Annotated in this window: 13 protein-coding genes; 8 read left to right on the top strand and 5 right to left on the bottom strand. The window is 54.0% G+C overall.

Features of this window, described 5'->3' with window-relative positions; translation table 11 throughout:
- Nucleotides 1–5 precede the first annotated feature (5 nt).
- Nucleotides 6–1,484 (top strand): methyl-accepting chemotaxis protein, encoded by a 1,479-nt coding sequence (locus WBL42_RS02370; RefSeq protein WP_424719661.1) that lies wholly within the window; start codon nt 6–8, stop codon nt 1,482–1,484.
- 17 nt (nt 1,485–1,501) lie between these two features.
- A complete protein-coding gene (locus tag WBL42_RS02365) occupies nt 1,502–2,035 on the top strand; it encodes a chemotaxis protein CheW (RefSeq protein WP_424719660.1) in 534 nt (177 codons plus the stop codon).
- A 307-nt stretch (nt 2,036–2,342) separates the two neighbouring features.
- Here the strand turns inward: WBL42_RS02365 and WBL42_RS02360 are convergent, their stop codons facing one another.
- Together WBL42_RS02360 and nudC are read right to left on the bottom strand one after the other, a co-directional pair.
- The gene (locus WBL42_RS02360) at nt 2,343–5,540 is read right to left on the bottom strand and encodes a response regulator (protein WP_424719659.1); all 3,198 of its coding nucleotides are present in this window, start codon (nt 5,538–5,540) and stop codon (nt 2,343–2,345) included.
- Nucleotides 5,541–5,898: 358 nt separating this feature from the next.
- Nucleotides 5,899–6,777: an NAD(+) diphosphatase gene (gene nudC / locus WBL42_RS02355; protein ID WP_424719658.1), complete on the bottom strand. Its 879-nt coding sequence runs from the start codon at nt 6,775–6,777 to the stop codon at nt 5,899–5,901.
- A 60-nt stretch (nt 6,778–6,837) separates the two neighbouring features.
- On the opposite strand from nudC, the gene WBL42_RS02350 reads away from it, so the two are divergent.
- A complete protein-coding gene (locus WBL42_RS02350) occupies nt 6,838–6,975 on the top strand; it encodes a hypothetical protein (protein WP_424719657.1) in 138 nt (45 codons plus the stop codon).
- A gap of 45 nt (nt 6,976–7,020) precedes the next feature.
- Here WBL42_RS02350 and WBL42_RS02345 read toward each other — a convergent pair whose 3' ends face one another.
- Both WBL42_RS02345 and WBL42_RS02340 read right to left on the bottom strand, forming a co-directional pair.
- Nucleotides 7,021–8,313 carry a serine/threonine-protein kinase gene (locus WBL42_RS02345; RefSeq protein WP_424719656.1) on the bottom strand — a complete coding sequence of 431 codons (1,293 nt, stop codon included), beginning with the start codon at nt 8,311–8,313 and terminating at the stop codon, nt 7,021–7,023.
- 103 nt (nt 8,314–8,416) lie between these two features.
- Nucleotides 8,417–9,184, bottom strand: a complete 768-nt coding sequence (locus tag WBL42_RS02340; protein WP_424719655.1) for an FHA domain-containing protein — start codon at nt 9,182–9,184, stop codon at nt 8,417–8,419.
- 481 nt (nt 9,185–9,665) lie between these two features.
- Here WBL42_RS02340 and WBL42_RS02335 point away from each other — a divergent pair, with 481 nt between their 5' ends.
- Nucleotides 9,666–10,256 carry an acetate uptake transporter gene (locus WBL42_RS02335; RefSeq protein ID WP_424719654.1) on the top strand — a complete coding sequence of 197 codons (591 nt, stop codon included), beginning with the start codon at nt 9,666–9,668 and terminating at the stop codon, nt 10,254–10,256.
- A 743-nt stretch (nt 10,257–10,999) separates the two neighbouring features.
- Nucleotides 11,000–11,953 carry an HPr kinase/phosphorylase gene (locus WBL42_RS02330; RefSeq protein ID WP_424719653.1) on the top strand — a complete coding sequence of 318 codons (954 nt, stop codon included), beginning with the start codon at nt 11,000–11,002 and terminating at the stop codon, nt 11,951–11,953.
- Between the two features lie 165 nt (nt 11,954–12,118).
- On the opposite strand, the gene mgtA is transcribed toward WBL42_RS02330, so the two are convergent.
- Nucleotides 12,119–14,710 carry a magnesium-translocating P-type ATPase gene (gene mgtA / locus WBL42_RS02325; RefSeq protein WP_424719652.1) on the bottom strand — a complete coding sequence of 864 codons (2,592 nt, stop codon included), beginning with the start codon at nt 14,708–14,710 and terminating at the stop codon, nt 12,119–12,121.
- A gap of 264 nt (nt 14,711–14,974) precedes the next feature.
- Between mgtA and WBL42_RS02320 the strand changes: the two genes are divergently transcribed.
- The 3 genes from WBL42_RS02320 to WBL42_RS02310 all read left to right on the top strand — a co-directional run bounded on the left by WBL42_RS02320 (nt 14,975) and on the right by WBL42_RS02310 (nt 18,323).
- On the top strand, nt 14,975–15,220 hold the full coding sequence (locus tag WBL42_RS02320) for a hypothetical protein (protein ID WP_424719651.1): 246 nt from the start codon (nt 14,975–14,977) through the stop codon (nt 15,218–15,220).
- A gap of 203 nt (nt 15,221–15,423) precedes the next feature.
- A complete protein-coding gene (locus WBL42_RS02315) occupies nt 15,424–16,296 on the top strand; it encodes a flavodoxin family protein (RefSeq protein ID WP_424719650.1) in 873 nt (290 codons plus the stop codon).
- A 326-nt stretch (nt 16,297–16,622) separates the two neighbouring features.
- On the top strand, nt 16,623–18,323 hold the full coding sequence (locus tag WBL42_RS02310) for a histidine kinase N-terminal 7TM domain-containing protein (RefSeq protein WP_424719649.1): 1,701 nt from the start codon (nt 16,623–16,625) through the stop codon (nt 18,321–18,323).
- Nucleotides 18,324–19,067 lie beyond the last annotated feature (744 nt).

Genomic DNA, 19,067 nt, shown 5'->3' with positions numbered 1-19,067 from the left:
ATTCCATGATCGAGCTAAAAGAATACGAACTGATGTTTGAGTACAATCCCCTTGCACAGGTTATCGTTGACAGGGACCTGAAATTCATAAAAATAAATTCGTCATTTGTCAGGCTCTTTGGAATTTCCGAAGACCGGCTCCTGGCTATGAAAATCACGGATCTCCGGTCCCAGGGCCTGTTGAAATATCTCAGGGATGAGGGCAAGTCATATACCGATGCGATTACCCAGAAGAAAAGAACATTCGGTGAGTCTACCATCGAAGGTCCGACCGGTATCCATATAGTCCAGCGGGCAAATATCCCGATCCTTGACGGGAAAGGCGAGGTGACCTATGTTTACATCACCTACCACGATGTCACAAAAATGGTAAAATCCCAGGAGTTCATGGCGCGTGAAGTCGAAGAACTCAGTAAGGCCTATTCGAAGATGGCGGAGGGCGACCTGACTGTACGGTATGAACTTACCAAACCGGATGATGACACCAGGGAAACCTATGAACAGATCGTCAAGCTTCGTGATGCTGTCCGTGGGATCGTCATTAATCTTGAGAAAAATATCGCCGATGTCAACAAACAGATGACAAACCTGACGTCCACCACAGACAACGCAGCGAGGAGCGTGGAGGACGCCTCAAAGAGCGTGAGCCAGATCGCCAAGAACGCAGGCGAAGTATCAGAGAACGCACAGAAAGCTTCTGAAAGCGTAGAACAGATGTCCAAGGCAATGCAGGACATGAGTGCCGCGGTTGAGGAAATTACCTCCAGCATGGAGAGCGTCTCATCCCAGGCCAACACGGCAAATGCCTCGGCCAAGAGCGGTGCCATCCTTGCGGATAACGTCAACAAGGATATGACAGAGATCACGAGTTCCACGAACAATGTGTACGGGATTGTGAAGGACATCGAGAAACAGATGAACGATATCGGCAAGATCATCGTCCTGATCCGTGACCTCGCCAGCCAGACCAACCTCCTTGCGCTCAACGCAGCCATTGAAGCGGCCCGGGCCGGCGAGCACGGCAGGGGCTTTGCCGTAGTTGCATCGGAAGTCAAATCCCTGGCACAGGAATCCCGTTCCAGTGCGGAAAAGATCGAAGAGATGATCACCCAGCTCAACCTTGCCACCAAGAAGGCGACGGATGCGATGGAGGGGTCCAAGGTCCTCGTCAGCAAAGGTTTCCAGGAATCCCAGCAGGCACTCGAAGCCTTCAGGCAGATCCAGAAAGCGGCAGAAACCGTGGCCAACAGTGCGTCCGAAGTCGCTGCCGCCACCGAGGAACAGGCTGCAACAACGGAAGAGATCACCGCGAGCGTACATGAAGTGGCAAGCCTGATCGAACAGACCGCAAAGGAGGCCGGCGATGCGGCTGCGGCAACCGAAGAGTCGGCTGCTGCGATCGATGAGATCACCCGGATGATCCAGGCTGTCAACAACACGGCCGTCCAGGCCATGGAAGCCAACAAGCGATTCAGGGTGGAATGAGCGGGAGGACATTGCCCATGACAGCAAAAACAAGTGAACCTGTCGAAACGGCAAAAAATCCCGTTACTTCCGAAAAGAGGCCCGGTTCGATCCAGGTAGTAGAATTCGTGCTCGGAAACGAACATTTCGCCATCGATCTCTTCGATGTAAAGGAAGTGGTGGAATATACTACGATCACCAAACTTCCCAACGTGCCTGCGTACGTACGCGGCATCATTGACCTGCGCGGGGAGATCACGATGATCATCGATCTCAAACACCGGCTGAACATCACCGAAGAGAGCTCCACATCCCTTGAATCATCGCGGATTATTGTTCTGGATGACAAGATTGCCAGATCAAAGACCGGCATCCTGGTCGATGACGTGACCTCTGTATCGACATTCGAAGGCAACCATGTGGATTACACGTCAGCTTCCGTGAGCAAGCAGGAGACCTCCATCATCGGGATCATCAAGCGCAAGGCCCGGGTAAAAGACAAGGAGATCAACGAACTGATCATCTGGATCGATATCAAACAGCTGCTCAGCGATATTGATGCATCATTGTAATCCGGGGACGTGCAAAGGTGCTGGTCCAGTACCGTGTGCAGGCGACCGGCCGGGCCTCGCGCGAATGGCGAAAATATTTCCCGGGCGGGGCGGTGAGATCTCGCAGATACACACCGGCACATCGTGCACGGGAGACACTGATGTACAATCCCGTGGATGCCGCGGACACCGTGATCCATATCCCCGGATACCGGACAGGGATATCCTGTCCCCCTGACACATTTCCGGGCCGGGGTCCCGGTATATTGGCCGGGAAAAGAGAGAGAAATGAATTCAAAGACCGGGAAATGTAAGGCCGGCGACAGGTTCAGGTAAACCGGTAACCGAGGGTCTGGACAAGGACTATCATTTCCCTGACCTGCTCGTCCTGTTTTCGCGTGAGTTTCCGGCCTTTCTGGATCAGCCGCCCCATACGGACAATCTGCATGCGCTGTTCCGGGGTAAGTGCACCGGAGTGGTGTGCCCATTTGAGGAGATCAAACCATTGGGCCCGGTTGAACGATAGTGCAGGGGTGATGCTTTCTGCGGACTCTCCCGCCGGTCCTGACGCAGGGGAATCTCCCGGGGCATCCTCATCAGCGCCGTTCGTGCCATCATCCGGGTATCCGTCCCCTGCCACCTCCCCATCGCTATCCTCATCTTCCGACCCCTCCTCCTCACTCACGTCGTGCGTTCCTTCCACTTCGGGATCGACAACCCTGCGATTCCCGGGAAGTCCTTCCCCATAAGGCGGGGACTGGATCTCACCGGGAAACTGCGAAAGGTCTGGCATCGGGGGAACCCAGTCCGGATCACCGGATGGTTCCTGGATGATGGATACAGTTGGGGTTGTACCAGGTTCTTTTGTAACGTCGTCATCTTCAAAAAGATCTTCAACGCCGGTGATGCGCTTTGTATCGGGTGGGGGCACATGAAGAGTGCCGGGAGTTGTAAGTGCATGGGATGCGGCCCTTATCTCCATTGGAAGATCCGGACCTTTTATGATGATCGCACGTTTTCTGGCTTTTTCAGCTTCCGGCTCCTCTGCCCGGGAGAGAGACTTTTCGAGTTGCTGTTTCTCAAGAGCTGCAGCCGTGAGTCGTTCCCGGGCGTTCATGTGATCTACCCACTCGTCGGCAAGTGCGACCCTTGCCTGTTCTATTTCAGCCGCAAGGGAGCCCGCCTTCTCTTCAGCCAGCTGCTTCTCATGAGCCGCTACCGTGAGTTGGTCGTGATCGTTCATGTGATCTACCCACTCGTCGGCAAGCGCGACCCTTGCCTGTTCTATTTCATCTGCAAGGGAGCCCGCCTTCTCTTCGGCCAGCTGCTTCTCGCGGGTGAGGCCCTGGACCCTGTGTTCAAGGTCCTGCTGCCAGTGACTGGCAGATGACAACTCCGCTTTCAGGGTTTCAATCGTTGCCGCCATTGAAGCATCCTGAGACCGGCTCCTGTCCTCAGCAGCCACGAGCTTCCGGCGGAGATCTTCAGTTTCTGACTCGGCGGCAGACCGTAATTCCTCTTCCGAGGCCAGGGAGGACCGGGCCGATGCAAGCTGCTCTGACAGTTTCCCGAGGTCCTGCCCGTATCGTTCCGTTTCGAGAGCGGATGATCGCAGTGATTCTACCGTGGAGTTATGCAGCCTGCGCTCATTTTCCAGGGCTGCGTTCACCGTTTCCAGCTCATCAGAGAGCGAGCGGACCTGTTGGTCTGCAAGCTCCCGGCTGTCGACCTCACGTTGCATCCGTGCTTCAAGCTCCCGCATTCTCGCAGACACGGATTCCAGATCACGTTCAAGGGATGAACGACCGGCACTGGCAGATGCAAGGTCAAGCCTGACCTGCGCCAGGTTATCCCGGTGCTCAGCAAGGTCCGCCTGGGCTGACTGGTGTGAGCCCTGCAGGGACTGGAGTGCGGCATCCCGTTCGCGGATTACCGCGTTGAGGCTCTCTTCCGTGGCGTGGTGGTGCTCTTTTTCGGCATCAAGAGCCTGCTGCACGTTCCGGAGCTCCCCGGAGAGGGCCTGGAGTTCGGACCCGGCTTTATCGCGTTCACCAAGAATTCCGTTATACGATACGTTCAGTCGTTCAATTTCGAGATCTTTATTATCCCGGGCTTCCTGTGCGGTACGGAGTTCCCGGGTGAGGGACTGAAGTTCAGATCCGGTCTTATCGCGTTCACCAAGAATTTCGTTATACGATACGTTCAGGCGTTCAATATCGAGGTCCTTCTCATCCAGGGTTGCCTGTGCGGCATCAAGTTTTTCCCGGGTTATGGCAAGGTCCTGCTGCAGGTGTCCGGTGGTGGCCCTGAGGACGGACTCTGCGTTCTCTGTATCGGTTTTGAGGTTCCCCAGCTGGATCTCAAGATTGAGGACCTGGTTTTTCGCGTCATCTATCTCCGCTTTCTGCCGGTGCAGGTCGAGCGCCTGTTGTTTTGCCGTTTCCCTGAGATCATTGATGATTGCCGTCAGGTCCTGTTCGGATCCGGATTTTGCAAGAAGAACCGACCGGGTCTCCTGTTCCGCAGCAACTGCACGGTTCTTCTCCGCTGCAAGGGAGACCTTCATCTGTTCATTATCGAGCTTGAGGGCCCGCACGGATTTCTCTGCCAGTTCTTTCCCCTGCGTGATCTCTGCAAGAGATGCCAGGGCCTCGGCACGGCCTGATTGCTCGATGGAGTGTGCATTCCGGGATTCCTGCAGCGTGGCTGTTGCCGTTCCAAGCTCCGCGGCCAGGGACGTAACCTGCTGCCGGAGATCTGATATCTCTGCAACTGACTGGCGTTCAGATTCATCCTTGTTCCGTATAAGTGCACGAAGCTGGTCTTCTGCAGCACCAAGCAATGCCTTATCGGCCTCAAGATCCCGGGCGAGCCTGTCGATCTCCCCCGTTTTATCCAGAAGCGCCTGCTCCTGCTCACTACGCGTCTGTTCAAGGGTCCTGATTGCCCGGTCCTTCTCGCGCAGGGAACTGTTGAGCTCTTCGACAGTCTGCTTCTGGCCGTCAACAAACATCCCAAGACGGTTCACATCGTCCGAAAGGACATGGATCTCGTCGGTCGCCCGCGAGAGGTCATGGAATTTGCTCACGGCAATCTCAAAGGATGAGAGAAGGAACTCAAGCAGTTTACGCCGGTCCGCGGTAACCACGAAGATCCGGTCGTCATGCTGGATCTTGAACTGGGTCTTGATCTGTTCGGGGGTCTGCCGCTCGACAGGTGTCGAGAGGATCCCGTCCACAAGAGAGAGGAAATATTCGGGATCATAGGGATATGCGATGTAATTGTCAGCATTGCAGTCAAGGATGTGGAGAAGGTCCGAGAGATCGGAGGCCGCCGTCAGGATCAGGACGGGGATCACCCAGAGATCGGCATCGTCCTTGATATGCCGGCACAGGTCGTATGCCTCGGGAAAAGAGAGCGTATCACAGATCAGGAGGTTGGGTTTTCCCTCGTGCAGGGATTCGATGAGGGTCGGGGGATCATCAAAAAGGGTTATCCGGTAACCCTTCTGTTCCAGAGGCGCCATCCGCGCAGGAACCTCTGTCTGATTCTTACTGAGAACGAAAATATCTATAGTGCTCTCGCTTCCTTCGGACGGGGGGGCATTCATCAGGATCTCTCACTTCTGGGATACGCTCTGCTGCAAATATTTGCCTTATTATATGATTTTATATACTGGATTATAGCACTTCTGGTCGAAAGGGACGAACCGGTGCCTTTGGAACGCAAAAAAAGAAGATCCTGCACAAAAAAGTCCCGTACATTTTTCCTGTGACAATCCTGATGGCAGGGTGTTTCCGGTTGATACTGGTTGAAAGCGGGGGAGGTACAAAACAACCGGCATCTCCCCCGGGAAGAATTTCCCTGAGCGGTAGCAGGAAGGATCAGCGGGGGGAATCCCGTGCGATCCACTGGTCGATCAGGGCCCGGGAGATGCTCATTTTGGAGGGGAGCAGCGGGAGATGGTCCCGGTCGAACCAGTCAGCGGAGACGATCTCGTTGTTATCGATCCGGATCTCCCCGCCCGCATAATCCGCGGTAAAGCCGATCATCAGCGAGTCCGGGAAGGGCCAGGGTTCACTCCCGGAATACCGGATATTCGTGATTTCTACACCGGTCTCTTCCCGCACTTCGCGACGGACGGCATGCTCGATGTTCTCACCGGATTCAACGAATCCTGCGATAACGCTGTACTGCCCGGGAGGGAACCGGGGAGAACGGGCGAGCAGGATCCGGTCACCGTTCTGCACGAGGACAATGATCGCCGGTGAGATACGGGGGTAGGTGATCAGGTTGCAGTCGCTGCAGAGTTTTGCCCGCTCGGTACGGAGCTGGCGTGTCGGAGCGCCGCACCGCCCGCAGAACCGGGTATTCCGGTCGAACAGGATCATCCTGGCGGCAAAAGATGCAATTGCCAGTTCCCCATCGGGGATCTTTCCGAACAGCTCTCTTACTCCGGCATATTCCATTCCCTCCGGAGCCCGGGCCGGTTCGGCAATACCGGCAGCATAACAGGGGATATCTTCGTGGTGGCCGAGATACTGGATCAACAATCCTGAACGGGCGTGGGCTTCCGGAGGACCGGAAACAAAAATGGTGGGCACAGGTCCGGCAGTGATATAGACACCGGCGTCTTTCACCAGGATCCAGCAGGCATCGGAGGGAATGGAATCGGGTTCCGGGAACCGGGCGGTGAGCGTATCTGCCGAAAAGATGCCGTTATGATCCATAAGATCGTCCTTGTGCACTTTTGATGATCCCACCCATGCAGAAAAGCGTGGTGTTTCAAAAGTATTTATCCCAATCACAAAAAACATGTACCCATGGAACGACAGCAGCTCATCCAGCTTGGAATTGCCCTTGTGATCGGGATTATTATCGGACTTTGTATCGGGTTTGCCCTCTGGCACGGTGCAGGCGCGTCAGGTACCTGTGCTGTACCTGTGAATGCCGTCGGTTAATCCGGATTACCGCCGGCGCAGTACGGGAGTTCGCAATTAAAAACCTTATTTCTCTCCGCGGCCCCCAAGACCGCCGAGATCCGCAAGAAGCAATACGACCGATGGATACCGATCCGCGGGATTCTTTTCAAGACACCGCAGGATGATCGCCCGTATTTGTTTCCCGCCAGGACCTGCAAATTCCGGCACGTCGGGTGCATCCTGCAGGATTGCCTGGCTTAAGTCATGCATCCCCTCGTGCCGGAAGGGCACAGACCCTGTGAGAAGTTCGAACAGGAGAACTCCCAGCTGGTAGACATCCGTTGCCGGCCCGGGCCTGCCGAACCGGCCGGGCGCGATTTGCTCCGGGGCCGCATATACCGGGGAATACCCAAGGACACTGGACTGGCGCGTATCACGTATTTCCCGCCCCAGGCCCCAGTCGGTGATCTTTGGGGTGCCGTCTTCGGTAATGAGGATATTTTCCGGCTTGATGTCCCGGTGGATAACTCCCTTTTCATGGGCATAGGCAATACCCCGGGCGATACCGGTAATCACCGAAAGGGCCCGTTCCTGCGACAGGGGAAGTGGGACCTGTGCAAGCGAGCCGGGAGCATATTCCATCTCCACATAGGGGACCGGAAGGATGTTGGAAGCGTACATCTCAATGATATTTTCATGATGGAGCCCCTGCCAGAAGAGGATATCCCGGGTAAAATGCGTACCGGTGACTTCGTCATACCGGATAGGCACTTTTACCGCAACGGTCTTCTGTAACCGGGGATCGTATGCACGGAACACCCGTGCGAGGCCACCTTCCCCGATGAACTCCGCATGGGAAAACCGTTTTTCAAGAGAGGGCGGGAACGGGACCCGGTAACCTGTGGCTTCTTCCGCCGGCCCGGCAGATTCTGCTGATAACGTTCCGGAATGCGGGGGCGCATCGATCACGGTCGCATGCCGGGCAGTATTCCCTTTGGAGGCAGGATCAGGTCTGCCCCCGGGGGATCGTTTCCGGAGGAGAAAACAGAAGAACGCACCAAGGCCGGCAATGGCAACGAGGAGGAGGATAACAAACCAGAACAGGGGGACCGTGATCTTCGGCCGCTCTGCCGCATTTCTTGCAAGGACCTGCAGGAGCGTAGTCCGGTTGGTGCGGACGGGAACAACGACAGGAATCCTCGCGGGAAAGATGCGTGTCGGGACCGGGGTTACTGACGCGGACTGAGGTGACGGGGGCTGGAGTGCCGGGACGCTGCCACCGTACGTATGGATCCGGGTATCTGTCGATGATGAGGGCATTATGTAATCAGGATTACCGGAAACAGGCTGTGCAGATACCGGCAGTACAGTTCCCATGATACAAACGAGGACCAGGAGGATGGTGAGAACAGATTGGTATTGAAAGGTCCGCAGGTCAGTGCCGGGAATAAAATCCCGCTCCACGGATGACCAGTCCCTGTTAATCATAGGAGACAAACAGGAAACGGGCCGCATTCGTTCCCACCGACAGATCTATCAGATCCGCGTGTGCAAGCAGGGTCTTTTTTCCCGGTGAAAGGCGTTCCGAGTTCAGGTACGTTCCCCCGGTACTGCCATTGTCTTCGATCAGCCATTCTTTCCCGGACCGGTGGATCGTGGCATGGGGCTTATTGACCCGCGTAACCGCAAGGTATTGTTCCGGCAGGATCACCGCTGCCATGGTTCCCGGCAGCGGTTGTTCCGGGTCTTCCCTGCCGACCGGGATCCTGTCGCCGGTGAGCAGGAATGCACGTCCATCTGCACTTCCTCCCATGAGAACAAGTAACGGGGACCTCACACCGGTTGCTGCACGTACGGATTCACGGACTTCTTCGATGCGTTTACGGATATCGTTATACCCGGGGGAAACGGGTATGCTTGAAAAAATTCCCAGGGTTTTAGACAGGTTGGCAAGACCGCCGTCCGCGAGGGAATATTTCCAGACCGGTGCGATCCCGCGATCGGTTTCCCTTCCAAAGCCGGCATCCCGTTTCACGAGACTCATGGCAACAAGACGGTCGAGATGTTTCTTCGCGTTCTGGTAGCTCATGCCGATATGTTCAGCGATAGCGGTAATTTCCTTTGGCCCGGGTTCAATGAACTTGAGTATTTTCAACCGGGCCGGGTTGGAAAGCACTTCGAGATATTCCGAAAGCTCTTCGAGAAACTGGGGATCCGAAGAGACAGAAATGGTTTTTTTCCCGGTCATGGCAGAAGACACCCGGATACCGATCCGATTGCGCGTAAGTAAGTGTCATTGTGCCGGATTAAAAAGACACCGGGTTTTTTATTGTGCTGGTCCGGGGATTTGATACCGCGTTACCGGTAAAAAGGGAGGAGTGTTGTAACAGGGATATACTATTTTTTGCTCTGTAGAAATCATTTTTTTTCAAAGAGACGATGCCCCGAGTCAAATGGCAGGTAATACAGGGATCTAATCCCACGACAATTAACCAGTGTCATGGGGTCTCACCTGCCGCATTTTGACAGCACGTCCTGAGACACCCCGACTGCCGGCAACCTGACAGAACCGTAAAGCGAACTGTTAAAGTAAAGGAGATCGAGATCAATGAACTGATTATCTGGATCGATATCAAAAAAAATCCTGTCCGATATCGAAGAAAACCTGAGCACATGATGATTGCGGGCAACCGTAATTATGCACCAGATTATTCAGTTTGAGTGGTATCATGTTGAACAATGAAGAAACAAACAGGAACAATATTTTCCTCGCGGATAATACCGCAAACCCGGCACCGCTCGGGCTCTGCGCATTTGGGACTACTACCATCCTCCTGAGCCTTTGTAATGCCGGGATAATCGGCCTTAGCAGCCCGGTTCTTGCAATGGCAATTTTTTATGGCGGAATCGCCCAGATCATTGCCGGGCTCATGGAATGGAAGAAGAACAATAATTTCGGGTTTTTAACCTTCGTGAGCTTCGGGTTCTTCTGGATCTCCTTTGCCGGGGTCCTGATGCTTCCGGTTCTCGGCCTTGCGAAAGCGCCTCAGCCGGTTGACCTTGCTGCGTTCCTGTCGGTCTGGGGGATAGTTGCGTTTGGTCTCTTAATCTGTACCCTGAAGATGCACCGCAGCCTTCAGGCAACGGTCCTTGCCGTTTTCCTTTTGATCGTAATTCTTGTTGCAGCAGAGCTGACGGGAAGCGGCCTCATCAGAATGTCCGGCGGAGTCATGGGGATTATTGCCGGGGGTCTTGCACTCTATATCGGAATAGGCCAGGTAATTAATGAAGTCCATAACCGGAAAATAATTCCGGTCTGATCATTTTCTCAAAAACGGGATTCTTTTTTTTGCTCTTTTACTCTGGAGAAATCCTTGTGTTGGAACAAATAGTGTTGGATTATATTTTTGAGAGGAGGGGAAGTGCCTATCCCCCCTCACCTCTCTGCGCATTGCGATGCTGCAGGAATTACCTGGTAAGCGGTTGCCACAGCTGAGGTGAAACACCTGATAGCGTTCCCTCTTTGTAATGAGTTCTCCAGAGCATTTTTTTCAAATAGTCTCTATGCTTTTTCATTTCAGATGGACTGAATGATTTCGATAAATTTGTTTCTGATCCTGGATTGATGAATTTTCTGCTCTGTAGAAATCATTTTTTTTCGAAGAGACGATGCCCCGAGTCAAATGGCAGGTAATACATCGTCATCGCAACCGGGGGATGCCATAGCGGCGGGGGGCAAAGCCCATAAAAGCGTCAGCGATTATGAGGTTTTCTACAGAGCAGAATTTCCCAGGAGCTAAAAAGATCAGGACCCGGAAAACGGGTGATTTTTACATCAATTCACCGTTGATTGCGTAGTATCGGTAAGAAAACCCCGGATGGTGAAACCCCCGGGAGCGTTACTATCTGCAATGATTTCTCCCCATCACTTTTTTTTATTCCCAATCATACCAAAAGAGCGGGAGTGGTTTTTCTGTTTTCCTGTTTTTTGCTGCAGGGAGCAGGGATTTATTAATAAACCATGAGGAGATCTGATTACTGTAGCACGGGCACGGTAATTCCTATGGCATATACGATTTCCCTTATCGCTCCTGATGAGAAGGAGCGCCTCGCCGGGCAGCTTGGACCATCGATACGGTATGAGATCAAATCCGAGATCTACGGGTGCTGTATCAAGCTCCTCACCGGCGACCACGGAGTGAAGGATACCTGGCAGGAGAATTTTTACTCGATGTCCCAGAATGTCCGGTCGCATGGCAGGATGTATGTGTTCAGCGATCCCGGGTATAACCCCGACACGGTCCTGTACGAGCCCCAGTCGAAAACTGCATTCCTCTTCAACTTCAACTACTATGGCTGGATAAAATCGCTCGCACTCAGTCTTGCCGGGGATATCCTCGAAGACGAACACGATATCTTCTCCATCCACGGGGCCTGCGTGGACATCAATGGCAGCGGCCTGTGCATAGTAGGAATATCAGGAGCGGGAAAGACCACCCAGACGTACGGTCTTTTAAAAAATCCGCATACCCGCATTGTCTCGGATGACTGGTTCTTCTCCCGGGTCTTCGGGCCCGAGATCCTGGCCTATGGTTCGGAAAAGAACTTTTACATCCGCCAGGACCTCGAAAAGATCTGGAAGGAGTTCGAAGGGCTGGTAAAAGAAGGAGATTACGATGGGGATGGGCGGGCTGTTGCCGATATCCGGTGGGTTATCGGGAAAGGCCGGATCCTGCCCCTGACCACCCTCCGGATCATCATCATCCTGAAACGGGACCCCGCAGATCCGATTCCCGTCCAGTCGCTCAACCCGGATATCGCGCTGCAGGTCTTTACGGATAATAATTATTTCAACCCGCACCTGCTCGTCAACAACCCGTTCAAAAAGGAGATCCGGACAAAATATCTGCGCGATCTCCTCTCCCGCACCACCATCTACATGGTCAATACCACCGGGACACCGGCCGAGACCCAGCAGCTGATCCGGTCCCTTGCCAACGTGTCCCAGTCGGCCTGAACTGCGGCAGGGACCGGGTGGCTGCGGACCGGGCTGTCACTCGTGCATGGATTTTTTTCTGCCTGGAGCGATGTAGTCCTGCATCTTTTTTAAAAGTCCCGGTCATTTACCCGGTGAGAGCGGGACCGAAAGGGAGACGGCCCGGTTTTGCGGCAGTAGGAAAAATCAGTGGTCGGGGACCAGCTGCCGCTCGGTGCTTGCCCCGAACTTCCTGAAGAACCAGTATTTCACGAGCTCGACGAGTATCAGGTAGCTGATGACCAGTGCAGCCAGGATTGCGAAGAAGGCCACCGGAAGCTGCACGAGCCCGAAGAGGCTCCCGATTACGGTGAATGGCAGGGCGCACGCGATCAGGACGATTGCGATCGTGCTGGCAAAGAGCATCCGGCTTGGCCGGCTCTGGTAAAACGGTACTACCCGTGTCCTGATGACAAAGATAACGAGCGTCTGCGTGCAGATCGATTCGACAAACCACGCGGTCTGGAAAAATGGTGCCTTTGCCTGGAAGACCACGAGAAGGATCAGGAACGTGATGAAATCGAAGATGGAACTGATCGGGCCGAAGACCACGATGAACTTCTTTATGAAATCGATGTCCCATTTCTTGGGGGTGCTGATGTACGATTCATCGACGTTGTCGGTAGGGATGGTGGACTCGGATACGTCGTACATCAGGTTATTCAGGAGGATCTGGATGGGGAGCATCGGGAGGAATGTCAGGAAGAGCGAGGCGCCTGCCACAGAGAACATGTTCCCGAAATTGGAACTCGTCCCCATCAGGATGTACTTCATCGTGTTCCCGAAGGTCTTGCGCCCTTCCAGCACGCCGTCGTGAAGTATGCAGAGGTCGTTCTTGAGGAGGATGATATCGGCCGACTCCTTGGCGATATCCACCGCGTTTTCGACCGAGATCCCGACATCCGCCTCCCGGATCGAGGGTGCATCGTTGATACCGTCGCCCATGAACCCGACCACGTGGCCGTTATGCCGGAGGGCCTGCATCACCCGGTTCTTCTGGGCCGGGGTCATGCGGGAGAAGATCGTCACGTGCTCGACCTGGCGCGAGAGGGTCTGCACGTCCATGGCATCGACTTCCGTGCCGGTGAGGATCCCCTTCACGGGGAGCCCGATCAGCTCGCAGGTCTTCTTCGTCACGAGCTCGTTATCGCCACTCAGGATCTTCAGCTCGATCCCCGCCTGGGCGAGGAGCCGGATGGACTCGCGGGCGCTTTCCTTGGGCGGATCGATGAACGTGATCAGCCCGACGAGGACCATCTCCTTCTCATCAGCAACGGAGAATGTGGCGGTGCCGGGGTCCAGGGGACGGTAACAGACCGCAAGGGCCCGGAACCCGTCCGCGCTCAGGGAATGGTACAGGTTCGTGATCCCGGCACGGCCTTCGTCCGTCAGCGGTTGTACGGCCCCGTCCTTTTCCACGGAGGTGCAGACCTTGAGGATCTCTTCGGGGGCCCCTTTCGAGACGATCACCTTGCCGGACTTCCCGGTGGCCACGATCGAGACCCTCCGCCGGACAAAATCGAAGGGGATCTCGTCGTTCTTCGTGAAATCATCGATATCGATGTGACGGAAGTTGAGGATGGCCTCGTCGAGCGGGCTCTTCAGGCCGGTCTGGAAGTAGCTGTTGATATACGAATAGTGGAGCACCGTCTCGCTGTCGTTTCCCTCGGCATCCAGGTGCCGGACGAGCGCGATCTGGTTGTCCGTGAGCGTCCCGGTCTTGTCCGTGCAGAGTACGTCCATGCTGCCGAAGTTCTGGATCGACTCCGGATGCTTGACAATCGCCCCTTTCTCCGACATGGCGAGGGCGCCTTTCGAGAGATTGAGGGAGAGGATCATGGGCAGCAGTTCCGGAGTCATCCCTACCGCGAGCGCGACCGAGAAGATCAGGGACTGGAGTACGTCGTGCTTGAAGAAGGCGTTGATGAAGAAGACGATGATCACGAGGGAGAAGACGATCTTCGACATCAGGTAGCTGAAGTGCCGGAGTCCGCGCTCGAACTCGGTCTCGGGAGGGCGTTCCACGAGCGTCTTTGCCACCTTGCCAAACTCGGTCCCGGCACCGGTCCGCGTGATCATCGCAGTTGCCATCCCGCTGACGACAGAGGTGCCGAGGAATACGTAATTACCCGCTTCCGCCAGCCGCTCGCCCGGGGCGGCCCGCTCCGCAGTCTTCGCGACCGGGAATGGCTCTCCCGTAAGGGAGGACTGGTTGACGTACAGGTCCCGTGAGGACAAGAGCCGGGCGTCGGCAGGTATGATATCGCCGGCAGCCAGCGAGACCAGATCGCCCGGGACCAGGCCGGTGATCGGCAGCTCTTCCGCTTTGCCGTCGCGGAATACCGAGGCACGGGTGATGATCTTCTTCTTGAGGAGTTCTGCGGCATTTTCCGCCTTGTACTCCTGGAAGAAGTCAAGGGTCACGCTTGCAAGGATGATGACGAAGATGATCACTGCATCCGTAATCTCTCCCGTGACGACCGAGACCACGGCAGCAAAAAGCAGGATGATGACAAGGAGGTTCTTGAAATGCGCGAGGAACTGCAGGATGACCGGGCGTTTGCGGATGTGCGAGATATCGTTGGGCCCGTACACTGCCCGGTTCTTCTCTGCCTGCGCGGCAGTAAGCCCGGCAGGGGACGAAGAGAGGGCGGAGAAGAGTTCTTCCTCTGAAATGGTGTGGTACTGCAGGTCGGGCTTCCCTGCCTTTTGTTCCGGTATTGGTGTCTGGCCTGTCATGCGTGATCCCGTTCCGTAAAGAATGGTTACCTGCTGAGGTAAAAGAGTACTGCGATCTGCACCGGCACACCCCCGTGGAATGGAATTATATGGGGAGGGGGAGATCCCCTGCCGCTATCCTCCGGCCTGAAACCGGCGGGAAAAATTTTTGTGCAGGAAGAGAGAATCTGCAGGATATTCTTGTTCAGGACACGTTTGTCCCGTCCCAATTTTTATTACTGATCACCAGCTTACGTGTACCAACAATCTTACGAAGTGAACACCATGAATTTTGGAGACATTGGTAGTATGGGCGGGGCAGTTGCCGGTTACATTGCAACCCCCGAAGGCCAGGACGCAGTCAAGAAATTTCTCGCATCGCCGGAAGGCATCACGCTGCTGAAGGATTTTGCGGGAACCGCCGCAGGACAGAACACCATGCTGAGTATCCTTCCGACCGTGCTTGGCGGGCTCAACCTTCCCGCGGGCGCGACCGACATGATCAAGGCCGCTCTCCCCCCCCAGCAGTAAGGGCCGGGAAACTTTTCTCTTTTTTACCCGCAGTGCCTGAATCAAGCACCATGTGTCGGCCGCAATCTCCTCTCCCTGGGATCGATCAGCCTCGAGCAGGAGACTCTCTAAACGTTGGATTTGCATTTTCCTTTAATAACAATTAAAGAGGCTATGCTCAGTATCCTATACTGTTTTACCGTTCAGGGCAGGATAGTATCGTGATGGAACCTGTACGGGAACTGATGCGCAGCGTGACAGCCGGTGCCGAGACGGAACGTTACCGGCTCACCCTTCATCGCGAGGATTTTTCCGCACTCTACCCCGGGATGGTAAGGTACGTCCTTGCCGTGATGTCCGGGGATGTACCTCTTGCCATATTCCGTACCAACACGTACGAGTATTCCCCACTCGATTCCCTCACCGCAGAAACCGCGGCTGTGCGGGCTGCCGATGAATGGGAGAACGAACTGCGTAATGATCCGTCCGGGTTATTCCGGAACTACCCCCCGGACGGGTCAGAACACCGGGCCGCATCCGCTGTCGATCTTGTTGTCATCCAAGGGAGCCCCCGGGCGGACGGGAACTGTGGCATCCTTGCAAGCTGGGCCGTTGAGGCTGCCCATGATGCCAGCAGGACAGCACAAGTTATCTACCCTCACGACCTGGACATTCATGGCTGCATAGGCTGCTACCAGTGCTACAATACCGGCTCGTGCGTCTTTGACGATGACATGATGGGAATCATCAATGCAATCCGTGGCGCATCGCTTATCATTGCATGTTCACCGGTCTATACCAACACTGTGACTGGCGTGCTCAAACTGGTTATCGACCGCACACAAGCCTACCACGCGGAGCGGGCGTTGCACGGTGGGAGGACAGGACAGAAAGGACTCATATTCTCGGTTGCCGGGCGCAAAGGGGAGGATAATTTCATCTGCATCACCCGGGTAGTTTCGGCATTTTTCCGCAATCTCGATATCGAGCCAGTTGGTCAGGTCCTTATCGATCATGTCGATACTGTAAGGGATATCAGGACAATCACTGGTCTGGAGCAGGAGGTGAAAGAGAAGGTGCACAACAACCTGAGGTAAATATATGCGGTGTTGCCCGTGGTTTCCCTGCACCGGTGCGGCACCGTATATTCGTCACTGGGGGCCAACCGGGAGATCCCGGCCCTGCGGCTATGCCGGAAGGATTCTTGTACATTAGCGAGACTCAAAAAAGACTCCCTCACATAGTCGACACTGGATCAGTTATTAAAAAGGCTCGAAGAGGCTATGTCAAGTCTTCTGGGGGTGACATATATTTTTCGACATAGTATTTGTCATAACTCCTGAAGACTTGACAGAACCTCAAGAACCGGTTCGTGAAATATTTATCATGGAATGCTGTATGATAGTCTGATTGTATCACTGGGATGTCCGTGAACATATTTGCCCTTCTTTCCCTTGTAAGCAGCGTCCTGATCTTCTCACTGGGGATCTTTGTTTTCGACCAGAACCGGAAAAGCCCCCGGCACATCCTTTTTTTTATCCTGTGCATCTGTGCCTCTTACTGGGCGTTTACCGAGTCAATGATGCTTGGGGCGGAGAGCTTTGCAACTGCCTATTTCTGGATGAAGGCCACGGCACTATGGACCTTTGTTCCGCCGCTCACGCTCAACTTCATTGTGGTTTTTACCCGGCCCGACGCTTGGCAAAAAGAGAAATGGATCTATCCGGTTCTCTATACCCCGGCACTGATATTCTGCTGGATGGAAATCGCGAGCAGCCTGATCACGACCGTCCCTGAACAGGCATTCGGCGGATACACCTTTGGGTATTCCCAGCAGACCCTTTTCCCTCTCGTAGAGATCTCATGGGCTGTCATCATCGCGATCATTGCAATGCTGCTCTGTGTACAATTTTATTTTACCACAACCGATCACCGGAAAAAACAGCAGACAAAATATATCGTGGCAGGGATCAGCGTTCCCGCGGTCATCGGCCTTCTAACCCAGCAGATATTGCCTGGCCTCCAGTTCCCGATCCCGGATTTGACTTCGGCCTCGTTTTTGTGCTTTACCGGTCTTGTCGGGTACGCCATCTGGAAGTACAGGCTCTTTATCCTGAACCCCGCAACGGTGGCGGACAATATCCTTTCCACCATGATCGACGGGCTGGTCATCCTGAACCCGGACGGGAATATCGTCGCGGTGAACCGTGCTCTTTGCAAAATGGTGGACTCTTTGGAAGAACAATGCATCGGCCGACCGGTCGGCGATATCTTTTACGAAGAATCTGACAAGGCAAAGATTGTCGCAACTCTCCTAGAGCGGGGATCGCTCTCCGATTATGAAACAACACTCCGTTCGCCGGGGGGAAGGGCCATCCCGATCAGTTTTTCCGGGTCGGTTATCCGGGATACGGACGGCATCGTTGCCGGGATCATCGGTGTTGTGCGGGATATTACCGAACGCAAACGGGCAGAAGAAGCCCTCACCCAGGCCAGAAAAAAACTCAACGTGCTCAATGCCGTCACCTTTTCCGATATCCAGAATGCGATCTTTTCCCTGACGGGATATCTCCATCTGGAAAAATCTATGCCGGCAGGAGAACACCAGCAGCAGTTCATTGACCGGGAAATCGAGCTTGTACAGGTCGTGGCTGATTCCCTGAAATATGCAGACCTGTTCCAGGGCCTTGGCTTAAAGTCACCGGTCTGGCAGAATGTCAACCAGTCATTCCTTTTGGGGATATCGCACCTGGATATTTCAAACCTGTCCAGGCGGCTCGATGTCGGCGATGTGGAGGTTTATGCCGACCCGATGCTTGAACATGTCTTTTTTGCCCTTGCCGATAATATCCGCGAGCATGCACCAACCGCAACAGAATACTCCTTGACGTATACAGAAAAACCTGAAGGGCTCGTCCTCATCTTTGAAAACAATGGGGAGAGTATTCCCGTATCGCAAAAGGAGAAGATCTTCGAACGGGAATATGGCAGGAGGAAAGGAATCGGCCTGTACCTCTCCCGCGAGATCCTGTCAATCACCGGTATTACCCTCAGTGAGACCGGGGAACCCGGGAAAGGTGCACGGTTTGAGATCCTCGTGCCAAAGGGAACGTACCGCATATAGAAACCATGTCCCACAATGCGTTTCTGCTGGTGTTTCTCCTATAGATCGGACCATGTATGTCCTAATCGAAAGGAGCCGGTGTTTTGTCGTAAGCCTCTTTCAAGTCCCGTGCAGTACCATCGGGTAACGTTCCGATATCCTTCGGGAATCCGGGTCTGATTTTCCGGTGGTTTCAACGATAGGAAATTCTCTCTAATTTTGAATATTACATCGTTCCTTTAATACCAATTAAACCCCGTCCTGTAGGATTATCCTACAGGATTTTATTCTTTATCAAAATTCACGTCGAGGAAAAATTCCGAAGAGTTCCGGGGTCCGGAAACCGGAGATCCGGGCCGGATCCGGATCCCGGGGCCGGCCAGATCGCAAAAAAATATAGCAAAACACAACAAATTCAATCACAACAAATTCAATATAAGAGAAATAAACTGGAAATTAACAGTATACGACGATAATAGCATATATCACAGTTAACTGTGATTGTTTTAAAAAAAAGAAAAACCGTCTGGCTAGCGCGCAACATTTTAAATATTCTCCATTAATGGAGCATTTCTTTAAACATACACATTTGGATTCCAGGAAACCTATAGGATCTTTTAATTCCTGTTAACTGAAAGCCAAAAATCCGAAATATTGGAAAATTTTAACCGGGAAATCGCAGGAAAAATTCGCTCTGGAAACCTGTTATTATCGGTACGATATGAAAAGGTATTGGGTGAGATGTGAACGAGGTTCGAAGCAAAA

This window comes from Methanoregula sp. (assembly GCF_049686655.1).
Taxonomy (GTDB): domain Archaea; phylum Halobacteriota; class Methanomicrobia; order Methanomicrobiales; family Methanospirillaceae; genus Methanoregula.
The sequence above is the reverse complement of the archived record's forward strand: the minus strand, read 5'-3'. Positions and strand labels throughout refer to the sequence as shown.